25 protein-coding genes are annotated in these 24,579 nt (G+C 55.3%); 10 read left to right on the top strand and 15 right to left on the bottom strand.

Annotated elements, in window-relative coordinates; genetic code table 11:
- The first annotated feature begins 385 nt into the window (after positions 1–385).
- A complete protein-coding gene (gene dbpA / locus ACN1CO_RS00325) occupies positions 386–1,768 on the top strand; it encodes an ATP-dependent RNA helicase DbpA (RefSeq protein ID WP_419136811.1) in 1,383 nt (460 codons plus the stop codon).
- 36 nt (positions 1,769–1,804) lie between these two features.
- Here the strand turns inward: dbpA and ACN1CO_RS00320 are convergent, their stop codons facing one another.
- Positions 1,805–2,197, bottom strand: coding sequence for a YgiW/YdeI family stress tolerance OB fold protein (locus tag ACN1CO_RS00320; protein WP_090963372.1), 393 nt, complete (start codon positions 2,195–2,197; stop codon positions 1,805–1,807).
- A 167-nt stretch (positions 2,198–2,364) separates the two neighbouring features.
- Between ACN1CO_RS00320 and ACN1CO_RS00315 the strand changes: the two genes are divergently transcribed.
- The 3 genes from ACN1CO_RS00315 (at position 2,365) to ACN1CO_RS00305 (ending at position 5,436) form a co-directional block, all read left to right on the top strand.
- Positions 2,365–3,327, top strand: coding sequence for a chemotaxis protein (locus ACN1CO_RS00315; RefSeq protein WP_419136809.1), 963 nt, complete (start codon positions 2,365–2,367; stop codon positions 3,325–3,327).
- 80 nt (positions 3,328–3,407) lie between these two features.
- Complete coding sequence (locus ACN1CO_RS00310; protein ID WP_419136807.1) at positions 3,408–3,557, top strand: hypothetical protein; 150 nt, start codon at positions 3,408–3,410, stop codon at positions 3,555–3,557.
- 301 nt (positions 3,558–3,858) lie between these two features.
- Positions 3,859–5,436, top strand: coding sequence for a methyl-accepting chemotaxis protein (locus ACN1CO_RS00305; protein WP_419136805.1), 1,578 nt, complete (start codon positions 3,859–3,861; stop codon positions 5,434–5,436).
- A 221-nt stretch (positions 5,437–5,657) separates the two neighbouring features.
- Here ACN1CO_RS00305 and ACN1CO_RS00300 read toward each other — a convergent pair whose 3' ends face one another.
- The 8 genes from ACN1CO_RS00300 to ACN1CO_RS00265 all read right to left on the bottom strand — a co-directional run bounded on the left by ACN1CO_RS00300 (position 5,658) and on the right by ACN1CO_RS00265 (position 11,117).
- Complete coding sequence (locus ACN1CO_RS00300; protein ID WP_136197472.1) at positions 5,658–5,828, bottom strand: cold-shock protein; 171 nt, start codon at positions 5,826–5,828, stop codon at positions 5,658–5,660.
- Between the two features lie 3 nt (positions 5,829–5,831).
- Positions 5,832–6,044, bottom strand: coding sequence for an RNA chaperone/antiterminator CspA (cspA, locus tag ACN1CO_RS00295; protein WP_003854408.1), 213 nt, complete (start codon positions 6,042–6,044; stop codon positions 5,832–5,834).
- Between the two features lie 375 nt (positions 6,045–6,419).
- A complete protein-coding gene (locus ACN1CO_RS00290; RefSeq protein ID WP_419136802.1) occupies positions 6,420–8,174 on the bottom strand; it encodes a glycosyl hydrolase family 28-related protein in 1,755 nt (584 codons plus the stop codon).
- Between the two features lie 203 nt (positions 8,175–8,377).
- Entirely contained in the window at positions 8,378–8,671 is a 294-nt protein-coding gene (locus ACN1CO_RS00285) for a hypothetical protein (protein WP_419136800.1), read from the bottom strand.
- A complete protein-coding gene (locus tag ACN1CO_RS00280; RefSeq protein WP_031590367.1) occupies positions 8,668–9,015 on the bottom strand; it encodes a hypothetical protein in 348 nt (115 codons plus the stop codon). The genes ACN1CO_RS00285 and ACN1CO_RS00280 overlap by 4 nt, the downstream gene beginning before the upstream one ends.
- Positions 9,012–9,479 (bottom strand): glycoside hydrolase family protein, encoded by a 468-nt coding sequence (locus tag ACN1CO_RS00275; RefSeq protein WP_419136798.1) that lies wholly within the window; start codon positions 9,477–9,479, stop codon positions 9,012–9,014. Before ACN1CO_RS00275 ends, ACN1CO_RS00280 begins: the two co-directional genes overlap by 4 nt.
- Before the next feature lie 204 nt (positions 9,480–9,683).
- Complete coding sequence (locus ACN1CO_RS00270; RefSeq protein WP_419136796.1) at positions 9,684–9,962, bottom strand: hypothetical protein; 279 nt, start codon at positions 9,960–9,962, stop codon at positions 9,684–9,686.
- 423 nt (positions 9,963–10,385) lie between these two features.
- On the bottom strand, positions 10,386–11,117 hold the full coding sequence (locus tag ACN1CO_RS00265) for a S24 family peptidase (protein WP_419136794.1): 732 nt from the start codon (positions 11,115–11,117) through the stop codon (positions 10,386–10,388).
- A gap of 32 nt (positions 11,118–11,149) precedes the next feature.
- On the opposite strand from ACN1CO_RS00265, the gene ACN1CO_RS00260 reads away from it, so the two are divergent.
- A complete protein-coding gene (locus ACN1CO_RS00260; RefSeq protein WP_419136792.1) occupies positions 11,150–11,446 on the top strand; it encodes a hypothetical protein in 297 nt (98 codons plus the stop codon).
- A gap of 31 nt (positions 11,447–11,477) precedes the next feature.
- Here the strand turns inward: ACN1CO_RS00260 and proA are convergent, their stop codons facing one another.
- The gene (gene proA, locus ACN1CO_RS00255; protein WP_419136790.1) at positions 11,478–12,731 is read right to left on the bottom strand and encodes a glutamate-5-semialdehyde dehydrogenase; all 1,254 of its coding nucleotides are present in this window, start codon (positions 12,729–12,731) and stop codon (positions 11,478–11,480) included.
- 10 nt (positions 12,732–12,741) lie between these two features.
- Positions 12,742–13,845: a glutamate 5-kinase gene (proB, locus tag ACN1CO_RS00250; protein WP_010255198.1), complete on the bottom strand. Its 1,104-nt coding sequence runs from the start codon at positions 13,843–13,845 to the stop codon at positions 12,742–12,744.
- Between the two features lie 238 nt (positions 13,846–14,083).
- On the opposite strand from proB, the gene ompC reads away from it, so the two are divergent.
- Entirely contained in the window at positions 14,084–15,196 is a 1,113-nt protein-coding gene (gene ompC / locus ACN1CO_RS00245) for a porin OmpC (RefSeq protein WP_419136788.1), read from the top strand.
- 259 nt (positions 15,197–15,455) lie between these two features.
- Here the strand turns inward: ompC and crl are convergent, their stop codons facing one another.
- The 3 genes from crl to gpt form a co-directional block, all read right to left on the bottom strand.
- Positions 15,456–15,857 carry a sigma factor-binding protein Crl gene (gene crl, locus ACN1CO_RS00240; protein ID WP_419136786.1) on the bottom strand — a complete coding sequence of 134 codons (402 nt, stop codon included), beginning with the start codon at positions 15,855–15,857 and terminating at the stop codon, positions 15,456–15,458.
- 161 nt (positions 15,858–16,018) lie between these two features.
- Positions 16,019–17,266 (bottom strand): esterase FrsA, encoded by a 1,248-nt coding sequence (frsA, locus tag ACN1CO_RS00235; protein ID WP_419136784.1) that lies wholly within the window; start codon positions 17,264–17,266, stop codon positions 16,019–16,021.
- 115 nt (positions 17,267–17,381) lie between these two features.
- Positions 17,382–17,840 (bottom strand): xanthine phosphoribosyltransferase, encoded by a 459-nt coding sequence (gpt, locus tag ACN1CO_RS00230; RefSeq protein WP_419136782.1) that lies wholly within the window; start codon positions 17,838–17,840, stop codon positions 17,382–17,384.
- Between the two features lie 253 nt (positions 17,841–18,093).
- On the opposite strand from gpt, the gene pepD reads away from it, so the two are divergent.
- The 4 genes from pepD to ACN1CO_RS00210 all read left to right on the top strand — a co-directional run bounded on the left by pepD (position 18,094) and on the right by ACN1CO_RS00210 (position 23,407).
- Positions 18,094–19,551, top strand: a complete 1,458-nt coding sequence (pepD, locus tag ACN1CO_RS00225; RefSeq protein WP_419136780.1) for a beta-Ala-His dipeptidase — start codon at positions 18,094–18,096, stop codon at positions 19,549–19,551.
- 259 nt (positions 19,552–19,810) lie between these two features.
- Entirely contained in the window at positions 19,811–21,316 is a 1,506-nt protein-coding gene (locus ACN1CO_RS00220; RefSeq protein ID WP_419136778.1) for a sugar ABC transporter ATP-binding protein, read from the top strand.
- Entirely contained in the window at positions 21,313–22,314 is a 1,002-nt protein-coding gene (locus ACN1CO_RS00215; RefSeq protein WP_419136776.1) for an ABC transporter permease, read from the top strand. The genes ACN1CO_RS00220 and ACN1CO_RS00215 overlap by 4 nt, the downstream gene beginning before the upstream one ends.
- A gap of 25 nt (positions 22,315–22,339) precedes the next feature.
- Complete coding sequence (locus ACN1CO_RS00210) at positions 22,340–23,407, top strand: sugar ABC transporter substrate-binding protein (protein ID WP_419136774.1); 1,068 nt, start codon at positions 22,340–22,342, stop codon at positions 23,405–23,407.
- A 36-nt stretch (positions 23,408–23,443) separates the two neighbouring features.
- Here ACN1CO_RS00210 and dinB read toward each other — a convergent pair whose 3' ends face one another.
- Entirely contained in the window at positions 23,444–24,499 is a 1,056-nt protein-coding gene (gene dinB, locus ACN1CO_RS00205; protein ID WP_419136772.1) for a DNA polymerase IV, read from the bottom strand.
- Positions 24,500–24,579 lie beyond the last annotated feature (80 nt).

Raw genomic sequence — 24,579 nt, 5'->3', positions numbered from 1 at the left:
CAGGAATATGGCGCGCTAAATATAAAGCAATTAGCTCACGATTTTTATCGGCACGGAGAGTGATATTTTTTAATGATTAATTCTATTACTGGAGTGATTATTAAGGAATCATCTGATTAACAATGAAATTAATATTTAAAAACGGCGACTTATAAAATAATGAATGGCCTTGATAAGTTATCCCTATGATATAAAAACCATTACAGCCAGCTAAACGATAAAAAAAAACCACCTTTCACCCGCAAACTTCAGTCTATTCCTAAGCCTTCTGGTGGATATAGTTTCATACTGCTAACCATCGAGGTTCCCGTTGCTGTCAGGCGTGCTTTCTGCCAGACTTGCCCCGCAATAATGCCCTACACTTTCAGCCTCAGAGGCCGCGCCCGTGACCGCTTTTTCTACCCTCAATTCGCTTCCCGACAGCCAGCTCGATAACCTGCGCGAGATGGGCTACACCAGCATGACGCCCGTGCAGGCCGCTACGCTGCCCGCCATTCTGCAGGGACGCGACGTGCGCGCGCAGGCGAAAACCGGCAGCGGTAAAACGGCTGCCTTTGGTATTGGTTTACTGCACCATATCGACAGCACCCGCTTTCAGACGCAGGCATTGATCCTCTGTCCGACCCGTGAACTGGCGGATCAGGTGGGTAACGTGCTGCGCCAGCTGGCGCGCTTCACCCGCAACATCAAAGTCCTCACCCTGTGTGGCGGACAGCCGATGAGCGCCCAGCGTGATTCGCTGGTGCATCCACCGCACATCGTGGTCGGCACGCCGGGTCGTATCCTCGATCACATCAGCCGCGAGAACCTCAAGCTGGATCAGCTCAAGACGCTGGTACTGGATGAAGCGGATCGGATGCTGGAGATGGGCTTTCTTAATGATATGGAAACGATCATTGAAGCGACGCCCGCCTCACGCCAGACGCTACTCTTTTCTGCTACCTGGCCCGACGGCATTACCGCCATCAGCACCCGATTCCAGCGCGATGCACTGAGCGTCGTGACTGAAGATGTCAGCGAACTGCCTTCAATCGATCAGCAGTTCTTTGAAGCCAGCCACAATGAAAAGCTGGGTCTGCTCATCGCACTGCTCGGCGATCGTCAGCCTTCATCCTGCGTAGTCTTCTGCAATACCAAACGTGAATGTGATGATGTCGCCGCAGCGCTTAACGCACGTGATATCAGCGCCCTGCCACTGCATGGCGACCTGGAGCAGCGCGATCGCGAACGCGTACTCATCCGCTTCGCAAACGGCAGCGGTCGCGTGCTGGTCGCCACCGATGTCGCCGCACGCGGACTCGACATCAAATCGCTGGCGATGGTGGTCAACTACCAGCTCGCCTGGGATCCTGAAATTCACCTGCACCGCATCGGTCGTACCGCTCGCGCTGGTGAACATGGCGTTGCCGTCAGCCTGGTCGCTGCCGATGAGATGGCGCGCGCCCATGCTCTGGAAGACTTCCTGCAACAGAAGCTGCCGTGGGTCTCTGCCAGCACGCTGAAAAAAGGCAGCAGCAAGCCGCTGCCAGCCGCCATGATGACGCTGTGCATTGATGGTGGCCGTAAAGCCAAGATACGTCCGGGAGATATTCTGGGTGCGCTGACGGGTGAAGCGGGTTATCGCGCGGATCAGATCGGCAAAATTGTCCTGACACCGACCCATGCCTACGTGGCGATTGAAGCGAACCACGCCAAAGCGGCACTGGTAAAACTCAAGCAGGGCAAAATCAAAGGCAAAACCTGCCGGGCGATTCTGCTGAAAGACTAAATAAAAACGGGCGAGGTCAAAACCTCGCCCGGTTTCTTATGGCTCTTCGATTTGAGTCACATGCAGAATGGTTTTATCCCCTTTGCCCTGTACCTTACCGCTGACGCGTACTTTGTCTTCTGCGGTGTAGGTTTTACCATCAAAGGTCTTCTTCGGTGCGATGATCGGTAACGTACCGGTGTTGTCGCGGAACTGATAGCGCTCGCCCTGCTCTTTCTTCACGATGTAACCTTCCAGCGTCACATACCCGCCCTGACGGAAATCGCGGATCTGATCAATATGCGTCTGACCGGTATCTTCTGAGCCTTTATAGCCCGCATCCTGCTTGTGCTGTGGCGGTGGCGTATCACCTGCTTTGTATCCGCCCTCTTCAGCAGACACACCCGCACTCATCATCACCAGCAACGACGCTAAAATCACTTTTTTCATTTCACACTCCTTTATTGGAAAGGTGTCCATGTTGAACCTTCAGGGTTAAGCCTGGCACAATAATTGGCGTCCGTTTTATTTCACCCTTCTCTTCTCACCTTTTTCCACTTGCTGCCGATAACCTGTTCACACCCTATTTCACCAGCTGCGTTAATGCAGAGGCAACCATGGATAATTTTCAGAAAGAGATCGATGAGAGAGCGAACCTCGCATTATCGAACAAGTTTGAGCTGCTGCTGTTTCGCTTAGGTTCCGATCAGCTGAAAGGCAAGTCTGAACTGTTTGGCATTAACGTCTTCAAGCTGCGTGAAATTGTGCCGATGCAGACCATCACTAAAGCTGCAGGTATGAATTCGCCGCTGCTGGGGATGGCCAGTATTCGTGGTCAGTTCATTCCGGTTATCGACCTGCCTGCCGTAGTGGGTTGTGTACCGGAAACCGGTCTTAACCTGCTGCTGGTCACCGAGTATGCCCGTAACACCCAGGCGTTTGCCGTGGAATCCGTGGACAACATCGTGCGCCTCGACTGGAGCCAGGTCCATACCGCCGAAGCCGGTATCGGCGGCCGCAACATTACCAGCATCGCCTGCCTGGACACTGACAAGCAGAGCAGCGAGCTGGCGATGGTGCTGGACGTTGAACAAATCCTGTATGACATCATCCCGTCGTCACGCGGCGTCGAGCCTGAAGCGGCCAAACCGCGCGACTTCAACTATCGCCCGGGTGCGGTAGCGATTGTGGCAGAAGATTCTAAAGTCGCGCGTCAGCTGCTGGAGCAGGGCCTGAAGAGCATGGGCATTCCGGCGCTGATGTTTAATACCGGCCTTGATGCCTGGGAAAAAATTAAGCTGATAAGCCAGGAAGTGCAGGCTTCAGGCGAGTCGATTCACGACAGAATTGCCCTGGTACTGACCGATCTTGAGATGCCCGAGATGGATGGCTTTACGCTGACCCGCAACATCAAGCGTGACCCGATTCTGAAAACGCTGCCGGTCGTGATTCACTCCTCACTTTCTGGCAGCGCCAACGAAGACCACGTGCGCAAAGTGGGTGCCGACGGCTATGTGGCGAAGTTTGAGTTGAATGAGCTTTCAGACGTGATTTTCAACGTCCTCGATACTGCCCGCTAAGCGAATGCGGGCCGCTAAGAATGCCCGCCGCGCTTTTACTTTTTAGACAGCGGAATCGCTGACCTGACCAGGAACTGACTATGCACATTGAAATTTTACCTGTTACGCCTGCACCGGCTACTCCTTCTCCTCAAAAGGTATTGCGTGGCCGTTTACGTCAGCTGGCCTGGATTAGCGCCGTCAGTTTAAGCGTTGCGTTCTGGGTAGGCCTCTACTTCTTAGTTTTCTGAATCCATTCATGTTTGTCTGGATCGGGCTGTCAGCATCACTGCTGACAGCCCTTTTTTTGGCCTGAATTTCGCCTCCGTTCATTTGTTAATCCTTTCTGATGCTTTTCACTGATTATTTATTCACGCAGCGTTATTACTTAAAAATTATTAAAGGTACAACTGCGTGCTCCGATAACTGTATGCGCGAGATCACCTTTTTGTCTGCGGCTGAGACTACAGACATCTGCAAGGCAGTGCGCACAACAGCAGGGAACGTTAACGTTGCTAACAAATTGATTAATAATAATACGGGGAAGAAAACATGGTCAGTATCAGGAATATGAAGGTCGGAATGCGGCTCGCAGCAGCCTTCGGTATTATTGTGACGTTACTGATAGTGATTGGCGTGACATCCATTACCAGAATTAACAGTATTAATACGGCGATCTCATCGATCGTTGACGATCGCTATGTGAAAGTACGACTGGCATTTGATGTGCGCGATGGCGTCAACGATCAGATCAAATACCTGCGCGGCATGGTGATCGACACAAATCGTCCGGAAATGAATGTGAAGCGTTATGGTCAGCTGGATGAAGCCACGCAACGCACTAACCGCGCACTGAAAAAGATCGAAGACATTCAGGTTACGGCGATAGGTAAGAAAAAGATCGCCGGTCTGCTGGAATCATCTCAGGCATTTGAAAAGGTGAAGGCCGAACTGATTACCCTGATCAAAGCGGGTAACTTTGATGCTGCCAGCTCCTATGTGCTGAAATCGATGACCGCTACCCAGAATAAATTTTTGCAGGATGCCGTGGATTTTGCCAATTCTCAGGACGCACAGCTGCGCACTGAAGGTCAGGGTATTGTGGAAAATGGTCAGTCTGCCATCTCCATCACGCTGATTTTCTCCGCCCTGGCGATTCTGGCCGCTATCATGCTGGGCTACTTCCTGACCCGTTCTATTGTCCGTCCGCTGGTTGCAGCGGTGGATGTTGCTGAACGCGTTGCCGCAGGCGATCTGAGTACCCAGATACAGGTGACCTCACGCGATGAAACCGGCGTCCTGATGCAGGCGCTGCAGAGGATGAACGACAACCTGCTGTCGATTGTCACCGAAGTGCGAACCGGCTCCGATACCATCGCGGTGGCGTCAAATCAGATCTCCAGCGGTAACCTTGATCTCTCAACCCGCACTGAACAGCAGGCGAGTTCACTGGAAGAGACCGCCTCTGCCATGGAGCAGATGACGTCGACCGTGAAACACAACGCCGATAACGCCCGTGAAGCGAATCACCTGGTTTCAACCACCACCAGCGTAGCGCGTGAAGGTGGCGTGGTGATGGAGAAGGTTATTGAGAAGATGGAAGCGATCGCCCTTTCCTCTCGCAAAATTGTCGACATCATCAGCGTTATCGACTCTATCGCCTTCCAGACCAATATTCTGTCTCTTAACGCCGCCGTTGAAGCGGCCCGTGCAGGTGAACAGGGTCGAGGCTTCGCGGTTGTGGCGAGCGAAGTGCGTAATCTGGCGCAGCGCTCAGCGTCAGCGGCCAAAGAGATTAAGGTTCTGATTGAAGATTCCGTCGCTAAAGTTGATGAAGGCAGCAAGCTGGTGACACATGCTGGTTCAACGATCGGTGAAGTGGTGAACAGCGTGCAGAGCGTGGCGAACATCATGAGCGAAATCACCATTGCCAGCAGCGAACAGAGCAGCGGCATCAATGAAATCAATCAGGCGATTACTCAGATGGAAGCCGTCACACAGCAGAACGCCGCGTTGGTTCAGGAAGCATCAGCCGCCTCTCAGGCTCTGCAGGATCAGGCAGAGCGTATGGCACAGGCGATGAGTGTGTTTAATACCGGCAAGCTCTCATTACAACCGGTTCTTCGCTAATCTTCTTCAACGGCCCGCTTCGGCGGGCTTTTTTTTGCCTGCTGCCAGACAGTGAATTGATTACAGGACGCTCACAGTGGGAGTCATACAGGTGAATAGAGGTAAACAGACAGGATGAGTGAGGGAGTTGGAGGTTGGAAAACGCAGAAACAAAAAAGGCCGCCAGAGGCGACCTTTCATTACTGTAAATGCAACAACGCTATAAAGCTCACTAGCCTTAATCAGAGAGCGCGAGGCTGGCTCTGAATTGCAATCCTTGCCAGATTCACCTGAATCACAGCAGATTTGCAGAAAATGCATTTCGCTCCATGCGGGTTGGCTCTTGTAACATCAAAATGTGATGTACGAAACTGTGAGCCATTACAGTGAGGACATTTAAAAGTAATTTTCAGTCCTTAGAGACCAACAACGTTCGCAGCAGCTGGGCCTTTGGCGCCATTTTCTACTGTGAATTCAACTTGCTGACCTTCATCTAATGAACGGAAATCGGTGCCCTGGATTGCAGAGAAATGTACGAATACATCTTTGCTGCCGTCTGCAGGAGAAATGAAACCGAAGCCTTTCTCTGCGTTAAACCATTTAACGGTACCGCGAATTTTGTTAGACATGCTTAAATCCTTAATATATCGAGCCTTCCGGCATAATGGCCTGAGAACAGATTTTAATCAGAACGTAAGAGAAGACTCAAAAAGAAGGGATGTCTCGCGACAAACTTAGAGATGAGAACTGCTTTGGTTACTTACTTTGATAGTGTCTGTTAATCAAACCGACGATTCATTAGGCCACACTTCTCACAGTGACGCAACTCCTAATTCAAATTAATCGCAATAAGCCTCCTGAAGAGGATGAAAGAACAAGGCTGTATCAGGGAAGCAGTCTGGCTTAACCATGCCCCACGGCTTGCTTACAGCATAGAGAGAAGCGGAGATAACTTCCGATCAAAAAAGGGCGAGGCCGAAGCCTCGCCCAAAACATGCCGATCATCAATCGTAGTAAGGAACCTTGCGGTCCACGCCGTTGATATTGATCAGCACAAAACCGGTCGGAGCGGTCTTGTTGGTCGGTGTACCCGCAGCGGTCGCGAGCGTCACCACCCCTTTTTCATTGGCACCGATACCCGCCAGTCCATTATGCATGCCGAAACGTGCTGCGGGTTTGAGGTTGCTGATATTAGTGATGTCCGCAACCACTGACATATCAGCCTGGAACAGCGAACAGGAACCGGTATCGAAGCGGGTCGGACCGGTGGTCTTCAGGTTGAACATGGTCTCGCCGCTGTTGGCTTTCAGCTTGACCCAGATGACGGCATAGGTGGTCCCTACCCGACCATAACGAATGTCCAGCACGGAAGGCTGTCCCATGTGGTACGCATCGGCCCAGACCGTCTCCAGTCGCTGCAGGTTGATCAGGGTTTTACCGGTGGCCGGCATATTGACCGGTGAACCGGCGGTGCCGGACGGCGTGGTGGCATCCGCTTTCCCGATCAGCTCCATCACCCATTGCTGGTTAGGCGCCGGGAAATAGAGCTGCCCCAGCCGATACCAGTTATCGGTCGCGGTGTTATTCACCACTTTATAGCCGCTGTAATAGCCAGCACGCAGCGAACCGGTCATGAATGTGCCGTAGTTCTCATCCCGACGATAGCCATATTCAAAGGTCGATAACCATTTGTTTCCGGCCACGTCATTGGTGATTTTCGCCCCCGCCTGCAGGTTGATATGACGCATCACCACGCGGGCATTGTTGAGATTGAGCGGCGTCGCGCAATCTTCAATGTTGAGCGTTTCAATGTTCCATCCACCGTCCGACAGATCACCCGGGTTAGTAGTGTGCTCAATCCAGACGTTGCGCATGACCCCCTGTGTGACGCGTGGCATATAGAGCGTGGCGTCCCCATAGCCCGACTGGAAGTTGGCATTACACAGCTCAATCGCAGTTGAGTGGTCCCAGTTCCCCTTCGGTGTATTTGACCAGCCAACATCAAACACGCGCGAATAGGTACTGGAGCTGTAGATCTGATCGAATTTACTGTCGAGCGTATCCTGCAGCTTAAAGACGGTTCCGCCGGTGCTTTGCGCCTTGAAGCAGAAGATATTGACGATCTGACCGCCGACAATCGTATTTTCGAAGAACGGCTGAACGTTGCTGCACTGTTCAGGCGTGACGGTGACTTTGAGAGTGGTGTCGACCGTCCCGGCGTTGGCCTGCCCGTGCCAGCAGATACCTTTAATGACGATTTTGCGCGCCATAACCTTAAACACCGGATTAGCGCTTTTGTCAGAGACAATGGTGGTGCGCGGTGACGATCCGAGCTCGATATCATCCCCTGCGATACCAAAAAACGGCAACTCCGTATCGGTGAGATCGATGGGTGAAATCAGGAAGCGGCCACCCGGAAAACGCACCGGCATCGCTTTCGCATAGGTGTTGTAGGTCTGCGTCCATGCCAGCATCCGCTTAAAGGCATCGGTGTCATCAGTCACGCCATCCCCTTTCGCGCCAAAGTGCAGGACATTCACTTCAGCCGGATCGTTGATAGTGCGCTTCCAGTAGAAACCGTTGCCCACCGCCACCGTACCACCATCATCCTTCAGCGTGGTGGTGCTGAGGAAACCGACAAAGTTAGCGCCGCCACGGAAGCCGGAATCTTTGTCGTAATAGCGTTTAAGGATTGCGACCTCACCTGATTTTGGTGGGACAGTGGTACGCAGCTCAGCAAAAGAGTTAACTTCAATCATAGAATCCTCCTCAGGATCACAGAGATATCGCGCTGAAATCAGCGCACTACTTAGCCGCAGCCGGATGGCCGCAAAGGGAGTCCCACATGTCGTTGTGGGTGTTGATGGCGCGCACCGTACGAACGTCCATTTTTTTCGCGTCATCGCCGTAGGTATAAAGAGGGGAAAAAAGTACGCAGGCAGAGTCGGTAATCGCGACCGGCTCAGGGTTTGTTGTATTTCGACTGCTGCAGCTTGTCGCGAGCAGCAGCGTCATCAAGGCTATGGTTGTCGGTCGCCACACGGGTAGCCTCCTCGCGGTTGTGTTGTTGCTGTTGCGCCACCGCGCTAACGCGGGAGGCCTCCTGTTGCGCGTTATCGACGTCAGAACGCGCTTTTTGCTGCACTTTGCCGATTTTCTTGCCGCCAAAATAAGTGGCACCCAGCGCCGCAAGGACGCCAGCCAATGCGGCCAGCCAGTGCCAGCTGCCGCCCAGTAAGGTGGTAATCAGAGTCATGGTTTCGCTCCTTCCGCCTGCTCCTTCGCGTTGAGCAGGTTTTTCTGTCGAACAAACTGGGCAATTACCCCCATCGCCACCATGAACGCGCCCACCAGGCCGAGGTAGTTGTGTGGCAGAATCGATTTCACGTCCTCCGGCAGCACATTCCAGGCATCCACGGCGGCAGAAGGAAACGACTGCGCCCAGGCGCTGAGCATGGAACCCAGCGACGCGAGCCAGACAGACCAGGTTTTGAAGAGCAGGCGGGCATGAGAGACAAACTGCAGAGTGGTAAAACGCTGCAGCAGCAGCAGAATGATGATGGCCGTCAACACGGCGACGAGAAACATGAGCCATCTCATAGCAGCCCCCTGTAAATCGCATAGGTTCCGGTGCGCATCATCTCCGCATGACGACGGGCGCGGCCCGGCGTCTGACGCGCCCAGAGGCTATTCATCATCGCGTCAGCCGCATCACTAAACTGTTCAGCGGCGATGGCGGTGAGCATGTTTTTGAACTGCAGGACGCCCTCGACGCCCAGCTGATAGGTCATGCTCAGCAACACATCGGTGCGGGCGTCGTTGCACTTCGTCAGCGCAGTGCGCAGCAGGTCTCTGCTCTGCATCTCCTGAACTTTGTTTTCAAGAATGCACTGCTTCCAGACATCACCGACGCGCCGCGGCACGCGGAAGGTGTAATTACTCAGCGATGCCCCCTTTGGCCCGATGCGGATGCCACCCGCCACCGTGGGAAAACCCAGCGTGTCGAGATAGGGCGTATCCACATACCCCTCTTCAAAATTCAGTACTGCGATGATCTGGCTCATAACGACTCCTCAGTGACGAGTTAAGGCAATTCAGCCTTGTGAAAAGAAATACATAACGCCTGCTGATCATTACGATGTCCGGTGCAGCAGGAGGCCTTACTGACCCTGCAGCAAAACTGAACAGTAATTCAGCAGATTGCGCCCAGTGGGAGCTGGAGATAACGAAGAGTTAGCCGGAACGGAAAAAAACGCTTTCTTCGCGTTTCAGCTCACCGCGTAGAGGTGAACATGTGGAAGACAGCAATTGTCGAAACTGGGTGTTTCCTGACTGGTAACGCGGGGTGCAGTGATTGCGCGATCAACGCGCGGGGCGACCTGACGCTGGCAGATTTGCTCTGCACGTCTCAGGGTGGGTGTTTCAGCTGGAAAGTTCAGGGCCTGGTCGATGCTCTGTTGCAGGCTGCTGAGAGGTTGGCGCCGCCGATGGCGACGAGTACGTGCGTTGCCCATAAAAACGCTTTTGCCATAGTGAATTATCGCCATAACTCCTCCTGTGAATGAGTATTTGGCGATGGGGTGGCAGGCGCGAGCTTTCGGCGAACCGAACGGGCCCGAATGTCGCATATTGCGATCGCACGCTCGCCGCCCGACTGCATCAGCAGTCAGGTGGAAAGTAAGCGAGGGGAAATAAACGGCATCTGACGACGCTGCATTTTGCGCATCCACCCCATCCCAAAGTTCACTGACTTTTGGGTGGTATGATTCGCGCTTGTGCAGCGCCTCAATTGTTTAAGAGCGGGTCATCCCTGAAAAGAACTGCGTCGTTCATCCATATCCAAATTATTAACAGGTTCTTATGCTTTATCAAACACTGTTGGTTAATTTTTTATTTACCGCTGGTTAAATTTATGAATTTATGCCGATTATTTTTTTGCAGGCCCTCTGCTAAAAGCGCCAGAAGCGGCCTTAGCCGAGGATTTGATAGTGACGCGCCTGACTCATGATCACTTTTGCCAGTACCTTCAGGCTGGTGACGTCATCATGATTGAGATACCAGGTTTCATAGCGTTTATTGTCTGATATTACAGCAATTTTCTTATGCTGCAGCTGCAGGCGCTTGAGGTAGAGTTGTTCATCGAGGGTAAAAATATAGATGCCGTCACCGTCGAACATCCGCACACTGATGTCTACAAACAGCTGATCGCGCGGTGCAAAGGTGTCGGCCATAGAGTCGCTGTTAATCGCGATTAACCGGATGTTTTCCGCCGGGCGACCGTTGAACAGCACCCGCGCCTCATCCAGACCATATTCGATCGCCTGGATGGTCTCGACAAACTCATCACGCGCGGGCATTCCCACAGCGCTGCGCTGACCAATGTCGAGACTATCAACCCGAAACACATTCTTTTGACCGGTGAGTGGACTTAGTGTCACCGGCTCAGCAGGTTGTTCCATACCGTACTGCAGCCACTCTACCCTGACGCCCAGCAGCTGGCTAAGAGCCAGTAAATTGCCGCCATCAGGAACGGACTGCGCGTTAAACCACTTCCATACTCCCGGCGTTGAAATTTTACAGCCTTGCTGCTGGAGGGCCCTGGCAACCTGTTTGTTTCGTCCATGTCCGACAATGCCGGCACTCTCACAGGCCGCTATCAGCCTGGCAGTGAAAGCTTGTCTTGTACTTTCTTTTTTAACCATTAGTTAATAATCAGCCATAGAAGAGATACTGGATGTTATTTTCATTATTGCTACCAGTTCATTTTATATTACCGCTCGTTTACTACCTAACCGCTTTATCAAGCATTCCTGATATTCATTATCCGCTTCAGCCTGCGGCTGACCAAAAAATATTGCCTCAGGCCGCTGGCGGCCCCGGTTTTCAGGAATGTTCCGTAAGAAATTGCGTGAATATCCGCCAGCATAATGGCCAGCGGTGGCCGGTGTTGAACGGAAATGAATCTGATGCGCAGAAAACTCTATCTTTCACTGGTCCGGAAAATGGCGCTAAAAAAAACGGGAGTCTGTGAAAGACTCCCGCTTTGTTAAAAATTATCGTCGTTATGGGCGGAGCGTATCGTCGCCCCATGCTATCCACTTATAGGTGGTCAGCGCCTCTAATCCCATCGGTCCGCGGGCGTGCAGTTTCTGGGTACTGACCGCCACTTCAGCGCCCAGACCAAACTGTCCGCCATCGGTAAAGCGGGTGCTGGCGTTGACATAGACGGCTGAGGAGTCGACCTGACGGACAAAGCGCGCGGCGTTGCGGGTGTTGCGTGTCAGGATCGCATCCGAGTGCTGAGTGCCGTGGGTACGGATGTGATCGATCGCCTCATCCATATTCGCCACTAATTTGACGTTGAGATCCAGCGACAGCCACTCATCATTGTACTGCTGCGGATTAACCGGTTTCACCGCGGCCGGGCCTTTTTGCAGCTGCGCCAGCACGTTGCTGTCAGCATGCAGCGGGATCCCTTCCTGCGCCATACGCGCGCTGAAAGCTGGCAGGAAACGCTCGGCCATCGCCTGATCCACCAGCAGCGTTTCCAGTGAGTTACAGGCGCTCGGACGCTGTTTCTTGGCATTGACGATCAGATCAAGTGCCGGTTCGATCTCCATCGTCTCATCAATGTAGATATGACAGACGCCGATCCCGCCGGTAATCACCGGAATGGTGGAGTTTTCCCGACACAGCTTGTGCAGCCCGGCGCCGCCACGCGGGATCAGCATATCGACGTAGCGATCCAGCTTCAGCAGCTGATTCACCAGTTCACGATCCGGGTTTTCAATCGCCTGCACAATAGCCACCGGTAAACCGTGCTGCTTCAGGGCGTTCTGAATGACCCGAACGGTGGCCGCATTGGTACGCCAGGTCTCTTTGCCGCCGCGCAGAATAGCGGCATTGCCGGTTTTCAGGCACAGACTGGCGACATCAACCGTGACGTTGGGACGTGCCTCATAAATCACTGCAACAACACCTAATGGCACGCGGCGACGTTCAATGCGGAGGCCGCTGTCGAGCTGGCCGCCGTCGATTAACTGCCCCACCGGATCGGCCAGCTGGCAGACCTGGCGCACATCGCTGGCGATGCTGCTGAGGCGTTGCGGATTGAGTGTCAGCCGGTCTAACAACGCGGCGCTCATACCGTTCTGACGCGCATCGGCTAAATCCAGCTCGTTAGCCGCCAGAATGTCTGCGCTCTCCGCCTCCAGACGGTCGGCGATGGTCATCAGAACCTGATTCTTCTCTGCCGTCGACAGATCGGCCACGGTGTAAGCTGCGGCACGCGCCGCTTTTCCCATCTCTTCAAGCATTGTCCGCTCCTTAACTGACGATCATGTCGTCGCGGTGAACCGCCACCGGGCCGTATTCATATCCCAGGATCTCGCTGATCTGCTGGCTGTGATGACCGGCAATCATCCGCATCGCATCACTGTTATAACGAGAGACGCCGTGAGCGATATCCCGGCCCTGCAGGCTGCGGATACGGATCACTTCACCGCGCGAGAAATTCCCCTGGATCGCCCGGATCCCTTTCGGCAGCAGCGAACTGCCGCGTTCGATGATAGCCGCCAGCGCACCGTCATCGACGGTGAGTTCACCCGCCGGTGGTGCACCGAAAATCCAGCGTTTACGGTTCTCCAGCGGCGACTGCTGCGCATGGAAGCGCGTGCCGACCGGCTTGCCGTCAATCACATCGCTGATCACACCGCTGCGACTGCCCGAAGCGATGATCACGTCAATACCAGCGCGGCAGGCAACATCCGCCGCCTGAAGCTTGGTCGACATTCCGCCGGTGCCGAGACCCGATACGCTGTCGCCTGCCAGGGCGCGCAGCGCATCATCAATCACATGGACGTCACTGATTAGCTCAGCCTCAGGATTATTACGCGGATCGGCGGTGAAGAGCCCTTGCTGATCGGTCAGCAGCAGCAGCTTGTCGGCCCCGCCGAGCATCGCCGCCAGCGCCGAGAGATTGTCGTTGTCGCCCACTTTGATTTCAGCAGTGGCAACAGCATCGTTCTCATTGATGACCGGCACAATGTGGTTATCCAGCAGCGCACGCAGCGTGTCGCGGGCATTGAGGAAACGTTCGCGATCTTCCATGTCGGCACGGGTCAGCAACATCTGACCAATATGGATGCCGTAGATGGAGAAGAGCTGTTCCCACAGCTGAATCAGACGGCTCTGCCCCACCGCAGCCAGCAGCTGCTTTGAGGCGATGGTCGGTGGCAGTTCAGGGTAGCCCAGATGTTCGCGTCCAGCGGCCATTGCGCCAGACGTAACGATCACAATGCGGTGGCCTGCGGCATGCTGCTGCGCGCACTGACGAACCAGTTCCACCATGTGCGCCCGATTCAACCGGCGAGAGCCGCCGGTGAGAACGCTGGTACCCAACTTGACCACTAAGGTCTGACTGCCACTCATATTTCCTGCCGTAGTGAAAAATTTTTACGAAAGGACGTTTTAACAGGAGTCGATACGGAAGCCAACAGCCAGCGGGGGAAAAGCACGAAATTACGCGGACAAGGGCGTAGACCAAAAGTTCAGCCTTAACAAGAAATCACGAAAAGTGTCATAAAAACTTCATCGCCAGCGGGTAAAAAGTCCGTGTTTTACAAAAACTTTCATTTATTTACGGCGTTCACATTGGGATTGATAGCAAATGAAGAAAAGCACACTGGCCATGCTCCTCTCCACGCTGACGCTGGCTTCTGCCGCGCAGGCTGCCGAAATCTATAACAAAGATGGCAACAAGCTGGACCTGTACGGCAAAGTTAAAGCTGAGCACTACATCAGCGATAATGCCAGCACAGATGGTGACAAGTCCTATACCCGTATCGGCTTTAAGGGTCAGACACAGATTAACGACCTGATGACCGGTTATGGTCAGTGGGAATATCAGTACAACGTTAACAACTCCGAAGGCAGTGACGCCAACAACGGCAACAAAACCCGTCTTGGGTTTGCCGGTCTGAAATTCTCGCAGTACGGTTCGGTAGATTACGGCCGTAACTACGGCGTGCTGTATGACGTGGAAGCCTGGACCGACGTGTTCCCGGAATTCGGCGGTGACGGTACTGCCCGTTCTGATAACTTTATGACCCAGCGTGCCACCGGCGTCGCAACTTATCGTAACAACAACTTCTTTGGTCTGGTCGATGGCCTGAAGTTTGCGCTGCAGTATCAGGGCAAGAACGACGCTTCCAGCGCCAACACCCGTACTGACATTAACCGTCAGAATGGAGACGGTTACGGTGCCTCACTCGGCTATGCCCTGGGTGATTCCGGTGTGAGCCTGATGAGTGCCATCACCTCATCTGACCGCACCAACCAGCAGCAGGCACGCGCCTATGGCGGCGGTGACCGTGCAGATTCCTGGGGTGCAGGCGTGAAGTATGATGCTAACAGTGTCTACCTGGCCGCAATCTATACCGATACCCGCAACATGACGCCAATCAGCGGCACCAACCGTACCACTGGCGCTGCCGTCGCGGGCGCAGCCAACAAGGCGCAGAACATCGAACTGGTGGCGCAGTATCAGTTTGATTTCGGCCTGCGTCCGTCAATTGGCTACGTACAGACCAAGGGCAAAGATATCGAAAACGGTATCGGCGATGCGGATCTGGTGAAATATATCGATGTGGGCGCGACCTACTACTTCAACAAAAATATGTCAGCCTTCGTTGATTACAAAATCAACCAGTTGTCTGACGACAACGCGCTGTCGCTTAACAACGATGACATTGTCGCGATGGGTGTGACTTACCAGTTCTGATGTCAGGCTCGCAAACCGGGCAGATTTGGAGCTGGCAGCAACGCATAAATTCAACACGCAGGGAACACGGTCAGAAGAGGAAAGCGTCCCGCGCCAGGACGGCGCGGGCCGAGCGTGCCATGGATGGCGGCTTTTGCGTCTTTCCGATCTGACCGTGTTCTCTGCGAAGGCTCGATCCAACAGCGGGTCAGACTTCAACAAAAATGGCGAGTTTTTAAACTCGCCATTTTTTTCGTCTTTATTTCACTGCACTACCCTATCAGGCGCTCAGCTTCACCGGTTTCTCATCGAAATCGCTGGCTGGGATCAGATCCAGCTCGAACTCTTTCAGCATCGCTTTCAGACGGGTATGGAAATTCCGTAAGGTCTCTTCCACGCGCGCCGTGTTCTCTTTGCCTTTGATATTTGACACCGACCAGTCACCCTCTTTATCGAACAGACCGATATGGTAGACATAGGTAAAGTGGTCAGCCTGTGCTTCCAGCTCCATCCACCAGCCCCAGAACTCACGCAGCTCCGGTGCAGGTTTCACATTAACGCAGGCAGCCAGGCAATCGAAGAAGAACCGGGTTTCGCCACATTTCCCATCGCGAATATAAGGCCCAAGCTCCGTAAAGCGCTTAAGCAGGCGACTGCGGGGATGACCACTTGGTAACGTCATGCTGATTCTCCATAGGTTTTGACCGCTATACAGTCTTGATTTTCCGGGCGTCCGTCCAGCGCGACGTCGCGCCGCAGGGGCCAGATCACGTCAGGTTTCGCCTGGCGGCCGCCCGGAAGAATTCCGCTACTAGTTGTAGCAAATACTGTAAATTTTGCCAGTTACCTTTTTAAACGCTTCTCCAGCCAGTCGCAAATTTCATTCAGCGCCTTGTCGAAACTGGCCATCATCGGCTTCACCGGAATCAGCAACGCTTTGCCGTCTGAGGAAGAGTTCGCGATCAGCTTGCTCTCCTCTTCCGGGCTGAAGAGATCGTTCTGCCAGTAGCCCGACAGCATCGGCGTTGGCGTCCGGCGGCCCAGCAATCCCTGGGTCTTAAGCGAATATCGATTGAGTTCGGTGCGCAGCGCGCTGTCGGAGGCGGTTGCCATGCCCAGCCGGCTCGCCAGCATATCCATGTACATATCCGGGATCTCATCCTGCAACGCCGTCTGCGTCAGCAGCGCATGCACAATCGGGCCAAGACAAGCCACGCCGCGCAGCCGCTGCGATTCCAGATAGGCCAGACGCACCGCGACGTTCGCGCCGAAGCGATAACCAAACGCCGCCACGCGGGTATGGTCAACCCAGGGCACATTGGCCAGATCGCGCAGCACCTGCTGATGCAGAAAACTGGTGTCCTGATTCAGCGTCCATTTCACCGAGTTACCCACGGACGGCACATCAATGGTCAGCATCGCAATGCCGCGCGGCGCAAGGTAATCATGGAACAGGCGGTAGTGATCGCTCTGTAACGAGTCGAGCGCACCGCAGAACAGCACGGTGGGATAAGGGGCTTCCACGTCAGGCGGCATGTGCAGAAAGCCGCTGACCGGGCTGCCGCCAGGGATGGCAAAGGTCAGCGGTTTCAGCTCGCCTGGCAGCCGTTGTGTGGCCTCTTCATAGGCGCGGTTCGCCAGCGTCTGTGCCTGGTCAGCCAGCTCATCCCCTTTGATGTAGGGATAGGCAGCGACACTATAGAGATGTGCAGCGTGAAGCCAGTAGTCGCCCGCCTCAATATCGTCGGTGGTCTCCAGCGCTTTCTGCTGCCAGATGCCCGCCTGTTTGCACCATTCGAAATGCCAGTTACCGCCGCGGAAACCGATCACGGTGTCGAGCAGCGCCTCATCGGTATGCTCAACGTTACTGATGGCGATACGCGCCAGCACTTCGCTGATCTCCTGCGGCGTCAGGCCGCGCCATGTCCACATCAGCTTATTCAGCATGCGATACCAGCCGCGCTGGCTGTCACCATCCAGGGCAGAGTGGACATCCGGGGTTGCGTGATGATGGCGGCGAACCAGGGAAGAGGTTTCAGGATGTTTAAAGCGCGGCTTGAATAGCTCCTCGCTGAGATTTTTGCTCGACATACTCACTTCTCCTGCAACAGAACGGCAATGGCTAAGTGTACTGTACGGCAATTCGGGGTGCGAGGCTCAGAAAGCACAACGCCCGGAAAACCGGGCGTTGTCTGATGTGTATCAATCAGTTTTTTACAATCGGCGGGATGTAAACCACGCCCATATCCCACGGCTGTTCGATCCAGGTATCCTGCGGAATATCGACGATATAATCATCAACCAGTGAGCAACCGGCTGGTTTAGCGAAAATGGTGCAGAAACGCGCTTTCGGGTACATCTCGCGGATTGCCTGGGCGGTGCCGCCGGTATCGACCAGGTCATCGATCACGATAAAGCCTTCGCCGTCGCCTTCTGCGCGCTTCAGGACTTTCATTTCACGCTGATGATCGTGGTCATAGCTGGAGATGCAGACGGTATCAACGTAGCGGAGTCCCAGTTCACGTGCCAGCAGCGAAGCCGGTACCAGACCGCCGCGGCTCACCGCGATAATGCCTTTCCACTGTTCAACAGGAAGCAGGCGCTGGGCCAGTTTGCGGGCATGAATCTGAAGCATGTCCCAGGTAACGACGTATTTTTCGCTCATAAATAGAAATCCCAGCCAACCGAGGTGGCGTAAAAATGTGCAACGGGGAAAAGGTTGCGCGAGATTATAAGGAGTTGACGCACTAAAAACCAGCACCCGCGCGCTGGTTGCGGCTTTTTAGCGCGACTGAGAGCGCACCCGGTAAAAAACAGTGATATTCTCAGGCCTGGCTCGTCAGATTCTCTGACGGCGATTTTTCACTGGAAACTCGCGATGTCCGGCCTCGCCGGTACACTGACACAGGAGACCTGTCGTGTCTGAATTGTCTCAACTCTCTCCACAGCCGCTGTGGGATATTTTCGCTAAGATCTGCTCGATTCCCCATCCCTCTTTTCACGAAGAAGCGCTGGCGAACTACATCACTGGCTGGGCTAAAGAGCAAGGCTTCTGGTGTGAGCGCGATCAGGTCGGCAACATCCTGATTCGTAAGCCTGCCACCGCAGGCATGGAAAACCGTACCCCGGTCGCGCTGCAGGCGCATCTGGATATGGTGCCGCAGAAAAATAACGACACCGTTCATGACTTCACCAAAGATCCGATTCAGCCGTGGATTGACGGCGAATGGGTGAAAGCGCGCGGCACCACGCTGGGCGCGGACAACGGCATCGGTATGGCTTCTGCGCTGGCGGTACTGGCTGACAACAGCCTGACGCATGGCCCGCTGGAAGTGCTGCTGACCATGACTGAAGAGACCGGCATGGATGGCGCTTTCGGTCTGCAACCCAACTGGCTGCAGGCTGAGATCCTGATCAACACCGACTCCGAAGAAGAAGGTGAGATCTACATGGGTTGTGCAGGCGGTATCGACTTCGTCTCCTCCCTGCCGCTGACCCGCGAAGCCGTGCCTGCTGAGTTCCAGACCCTGAAGCTGACGCTGAAAGGCCTGCGTGGCGGTCACTCCGGTGCCGATATTCACATGGGCCTCGGCAACGCCAACAAACTGCTGGCGCGCTTCCTGGCGGCCCACGCGGCTGAACTGGATCTGCGTCTGCTGGCCTTCAGCGGCGGTACGCTGCGCAATGCGATCCCGCGTGAAGCCTTCGCAACCGTGGCGGTCGAAAGCCACAAAGCGGATGCGCTGAAATCAGCGGCCGCGCACTTCCTGAGCGCCATCAAAAACGAGCACGGCATCAAAGAGCCGAACATCGCTCTGGTCACCGAGCCGCTGGCGCATCAGGGTGATGCCCTGAGCACTGACAGCCGCGATCGCTTCCTGAATCTGCTGAACAGCACGCCAAACGGCGTGATCCGCAATTCAGACGTGGCGAAAGGCGTAGTCGAAACCTCACTGAACATCGGTGTGGTGACGATGGAAAACGATCACGCAGAAATCAACTGCCTGATCCGTTCGCTGATCGACACCGGCCGCGATTATGTGGTGCAGATGCTGACTTCGCTGGGCCAGCTGGCCGGCGCGCAGACCAAAGCGAAAGGCGGCTACCCAGGCTGGCAGCCGGATGCGGACTCCGCCATCATGGCGCTGACCCGTCAGACCTATATCGCGCTGTTTGATAAGACTCCGAACATTCAGGTGATTCACGCCGGTCTGGAGTGTGGTCTGTTCAAAAAGCCTTATCCGGACATGGATATGGTATCGATTGGGCCGACCATCACCGGGCCGCACTCGCCTGATGAGCAGGTTCACATCGAAAGCGTTGGCCTTTACTGGAAACTGCTGACCACCCTGCTGAATGTGGTGCCAGAAAAGTAATTCTGTCACAAAAAAAGTAACCAGGCTCCGGCCTGGTTTTTTTATGCCTGCGACTTTTCACCAGCATAATTCGCTGCCTTTTCCGCGCTTTCCCCCACTATTCCGCCACTTTCCCGCGCTTCGCTGGTCACAGCCGCCATTATGTCCAGATGTCTGGATGGCTAATAAGATTTCGTGCTAGCTTATGCGCTTTCGGCTGTTGCCGCGCCTGAAGGTTCAGGAAAAAATGCGGCCAGTGTTTCTTCAGGAGAGTCATCACATGCCGGGGTTAAACTGCCTTGAGATGCGTAACATCTCCATCGCTTTTGGCGGGTTTGCCGCGCTATCGTCGGTGGATTTCCGCAGCGAGGGCCATTCGGTTCACGCGCTGACCGGCGCTAACGGCGCGGGCAAGTCTACGCTGATGGCGATCCTTTCCGGCGCGCACAGCCACTACAGCGGTGAGATCCTGCTGGATGGTGAGCCGGTCACTATCCGCACGCCGCGTGATGCAAAACAGCTGGGTATCCATCTGGTTCAGCAGGAAGTGGATGTCGCCCTGGTGCCGCAGCTCAGCGTGGCGGAAAACATTCTGCTGGATCGGCTGGCAGAGCCAGGCCACCGCTATCGCTGGGGCGAGATCCGCCGTCAGGCGCGGACCCTGCTGGCGCAGCTCGATGTGGCGCTGGACGTCAACCGGCTGGTGGAGCGCTGCACCCTGGCGGAGAAACAGCAAATTCTGCTGGCACGGGCGCTGTCGCATCACTGCCGCTTCCTGATTCTGGATGAACCCACTGCCCCACTGGATCAGCACGAAAGCGAGCGGCTGTTTGCCGTGGTGCGTCGCCTGAAGGCCAGCGGCATAGGCGTGGTGTTTATCTCTCACCGTATCCATGAACTCAAAGCGATCTGCGATCAGCTAACGGTGCTGCGTGATGGCCGTCTGATTGAAACCGGCCCGATGGCGGCGCTGAGCGGCGAACAGATCGTAGAGAAGATGCTGGGCCATCAACTGACCGATATCTTCCCGGCCCGCCGTGCGCAACAGGCACAGCCGCTGCTGCTGGCGGTGGAAGGACTGCACGATGAGCAGCTGCTGCAGGATATCTCGCTGCGGCTGCACAAAGGCGAAATCCTGGGGATTGCCGGACTGGCCGGTGCCGGCAAAACCGAACTCTGCAAAGCACTGTTTGGTGCCAGCAAAAGCCGCGTCAGTCGCGGTGAGCTGCACGGTCAGCCGTGGCAGCCCCGTTCGCCGCACGACTCCGTCAGTCGCCGCATGGCGCTGGTGCCGGAGGAGCGGCGCAAAGAGGGGATCTTTATTGATGAGTCGGTGGCGATGAACCTCAGCGTCAGCGCGGACGACAGCTTTTCGCGCTGGAGCCTGTTCAGGCATCGCCAGGCGTGGCGCTGGGCGGAGCAGGTTATTCAGCAGTTACAGGTGCGCACCACCGGCCCGGCACAGACACTGCGCCGCCTTTCCGGCGGTAACCAGCAGAAGGTGGCGATTGGCAAATGGCTGCGCAACAACGCTGACGTACTGATTTTCGATGAGCCAACCAAAGGCGTCGATATCAAAGCCAAAACCGAGCTGTTCACCCTGATCGACAACCTGGCGCGCGAAGGGAAAGGCATCATCTACGCGTCGGGTGAATTTTCTGAACTGGTCGGCTTATGCGACCGGATTTGCGTGCTCTGGGACGGACGCATTGTGGCCGAACTGGCTGCGCGCGACGTCACCGAAGAGACGCTTTTGCTCTATTCCACCGGAGGAACCCCTGCGTGAGCAGCAAAGAAACCAGCCTGAATCTGACCCCCTCGCCGTGGCGTCACCAGTTGTTCGACTTTCTCTATAAATGGGGCATGTTGCTCACGGTGGTGATCCTGATCGCCGCCTTTGGCCTGGCCTCCGACAGCTTCCTTGAACCCAACAACATCATCAACATTCTGCGATCGATTGCCATTGTGACGGTGATTGCAATTGGCGTGTCGATCTCCCTGACCGTGGGCGGTTTTGATCTCTCGGTCGGCTCGACCGCCTCGCTGGCCAATGCGTTAGTGATTTCGCTGTTTGTCTGGTACGGCTTCGGCACGACGACCGCAATCGTGATCACCCTGGCGCTCTGCACCCTGGTCGGGCTGTTTAACGCCTTCCTGATTGTGATCCTGCGCATCCCCGACATGCTGGCGACGCTGGCAACCCTGTTTGTGATTCAGGGGGTGGCGATGACCTACAGCTTTGGCGGATCGATCACCGAGAACATGGTGCTGCCGAGCGGTGATATGGCGGAAGGTACCATTCCGGCCACGTTTGGCCTGCTCGGGCAGGTGCCGACCATCGTCATTATCATGCTGGTGGTGACCGTCGCCGCGCAGCTGGCGCTGTCGCTGACCAAACATGGTCGGCGGATGTATGCGCTGGGCGGTAATCCGGAAGCGGCGCGCCTCTCCGGCATTCGTACTACCCGCTATCGGGTGCTGGCTTATGTGATCGCCTCACTGCTGGCTGGCCTGGGCGGCATCCTGCTCGCCTCACGTATCGGTTCATCGCAGGTGAATGCCGGAAGCGGCTACCTGATGGATGCCGTCGCGGCGGCGTGGATTGGCTTCTCACTGGCGGGCTCCGGCAAACCGAATGCGCTGGGCACGCTGGTCGGCGCGGTTATTCTCGGCGTGCTGCAGAACGGTCTGGTGATGCTCTCTGTTCCCTACTACGCCATGGACATTATTAAAGGGCTGGTGCTGGCTTTAGCACTGGCGATTACCTATATCCAGCGCCGCTGAGGCGCGTTTACCGGAGTTAATAACAATGCAAAAAATAACACTCTCGCTGCTGGCTCTGAGCCTGCTGAACGCCAGCGCCGCTTTCGCAGACACCGTCACCCCGGTACCTGCGGCTATTGCCAGCCATGATGGTCCAATCCGTATTGCGGTGATCCGCAACCTCGGATCCGATGACAACACCACCCAGTTTGTTGCCGGTGCCATTCAGCAGGGTCGCCAGCTGGGCTTCAAGGTCAGCACCTTCCTGAGCAACGGCGACGACGCGCGCTTCCAGGATTTTGTGAATCAGGCGATCAGCCAGAAATATGACGGCATCGTGCTGTCGCACGGTAAAGCGCCCTACGCCAGCGGACTGGTGAAGCGCATTGCCGATGCGGGCATTAAGCTGTCGGTGTTTGATACGCCGGTGGATAGCCCGATTCCGGGTGTCACCGTCACCGCGCAGGATGACGCTTCGCTGGCGCAGCTGTCGCTCGGCCAGCTCATCCATGATTTCAACGGCAAGGCGAACATCGTCAAGCTGTGGGTCGCCGGTTTCCCGCCGATGGAACGCCGTCAGGTCGTGTATGAAAAACTGCTGAAAGAGAATCCGGGCATTCATCAGCTGGAGTCGATTGGCGCGGTCTCAACTGACGTTCAGGGCGACACCGCTAACAAGATTGGTGCGATTCTGGCGAAATACCCGAAAGGGAAAATCGACGCAATCTGGGGTGCGTGGGATGCCTTCAGCCAGGGCGCTTACAAAGCGCTGCAGGAGAATGGCCGAACCGAGATCAAGCTCTACAGCATTGATGTTTCGAACCAGGATTTGCAGCTGATGCGCCAGAAGGACAGCCCGTGGGTGCAGACCGTCGCGGTCGATCCTAAAACCATCGGCGCGGTCAATATGCGGCTGGTGGCGAAGAAGATTGCTGGTGAAGAGACACCCGCGACGTACCAGTTTAAAGCTGCATCGATCTCTCAGCAGCAGCTCAACAGCCAGCCTGGCGCGGTAAACGTCGCGTCGCTGAACAAGATCATTCCGGGCTGGGGCAGTAATGAGGATTTCGTCGCGCCGTGGTTTGCTACCCTTGAGGCGAAATATAAGAAGTAATCCGGCGTCAGCCTTGCCGAACGGTAAGGCTGACCGTTACAGGCCCAGCAGCAGCTGACGCTCAAGCTGGGGATCCACCATGGTGACATGCAGTCCCACCAGCCGCACGCCGCGCCCGGCACGACGCTCATCCCAGGTTTTCCGGGCGATGGCAATCATGTCCTCTTTATTCAGTACCGGCCAGATATGCTCCTGGGTCGTCTGCTGAAAATCACTGAACTTGAGTTTGACGCCCTGACGCGCCACCTGCTTGTCGGGTCGGATCTGCGTCAGACGACGATCCAGTTCGGCATAGAGAAAATCGATAATCTCCAGGCAGGCATCCCAGTCGCTGATATCTTCCGCCAGCGTGCGTTCTACTCCCAGCGATTTACGTTCACGCTCAACGATGACGCTGCGGTCATCAAGGCCATTACTGCGTTCCCACAGCACCCGGCCAAACTTACCGAAGCGCTTCAGCAGCAACGCCAGATCGGCCTTCTGCACGTCACCACAGGTTACCAGCCCCATCTCCTCCAGCTTTTTTGCCGAGACCTTGCCGACGCCCGGGATCTTCGCTAGCGGCAGCGTCAGCAGAAAACCGGCCATCTCCGGCGGGGTAATCACAAACTGCCCGTCGGGCTTATTCAGATCGGAGGCGATCTTTGCCAGGAATTTAATCGGCGCGATGCCCGCTGAGGCGGTCAGCCCGGTTTCACGGTAGATAGTGGCGCGAATCTCCTGCGCCATCAGCGTGGCAGAGCCGTGACAGTGTGGGCTGTCGGTGACATCCAGATAGGCTTCATCCAGGGAGAGCGGTTCGATCAGCGGGGTGTAGCGGGTAAAGATGTCGCGGATTTGTGCGGAGGCTTCTTTATAGGCGTCGAAGCGTCCTGGCAACAGACGCAGATGCGGGCATAATTTCAGGGCCATGCCGGTTGGCATCGCGCTGCGTACGCCAAATTTGCGGGCCGGATAGTTGGCGGTGCTGATGACGCCACGACGTTCGCGGCTGCCACCAATGGCGATCGGGATATCGCGCAGCTGGGGATTATCACGCATCTCCACCGCGGCATAGAAGCAGTCCATATCGACATGAATGATTTTACGCATACCCCCTCCGGCACTGGATAAGTATACAGTTGGCAGGGGTAACTGCAATATTTGTCGCGCCCACAATTAAAGTTTACAAA

It is taken from the genome of Pantoea sp. R13S299 (assembly GCF_048515925.1).
Taxonomy (GTDB): Bacteria; Pseudomonadota; Gammaproteobacteria; order Enterobacterales; family Enterobacteriaceae; genus Pantoea.
Note: the sequence above shows the minus strand (reverse complement) of the source record. Positions and strands in the feature narration are given on the sequence as shown.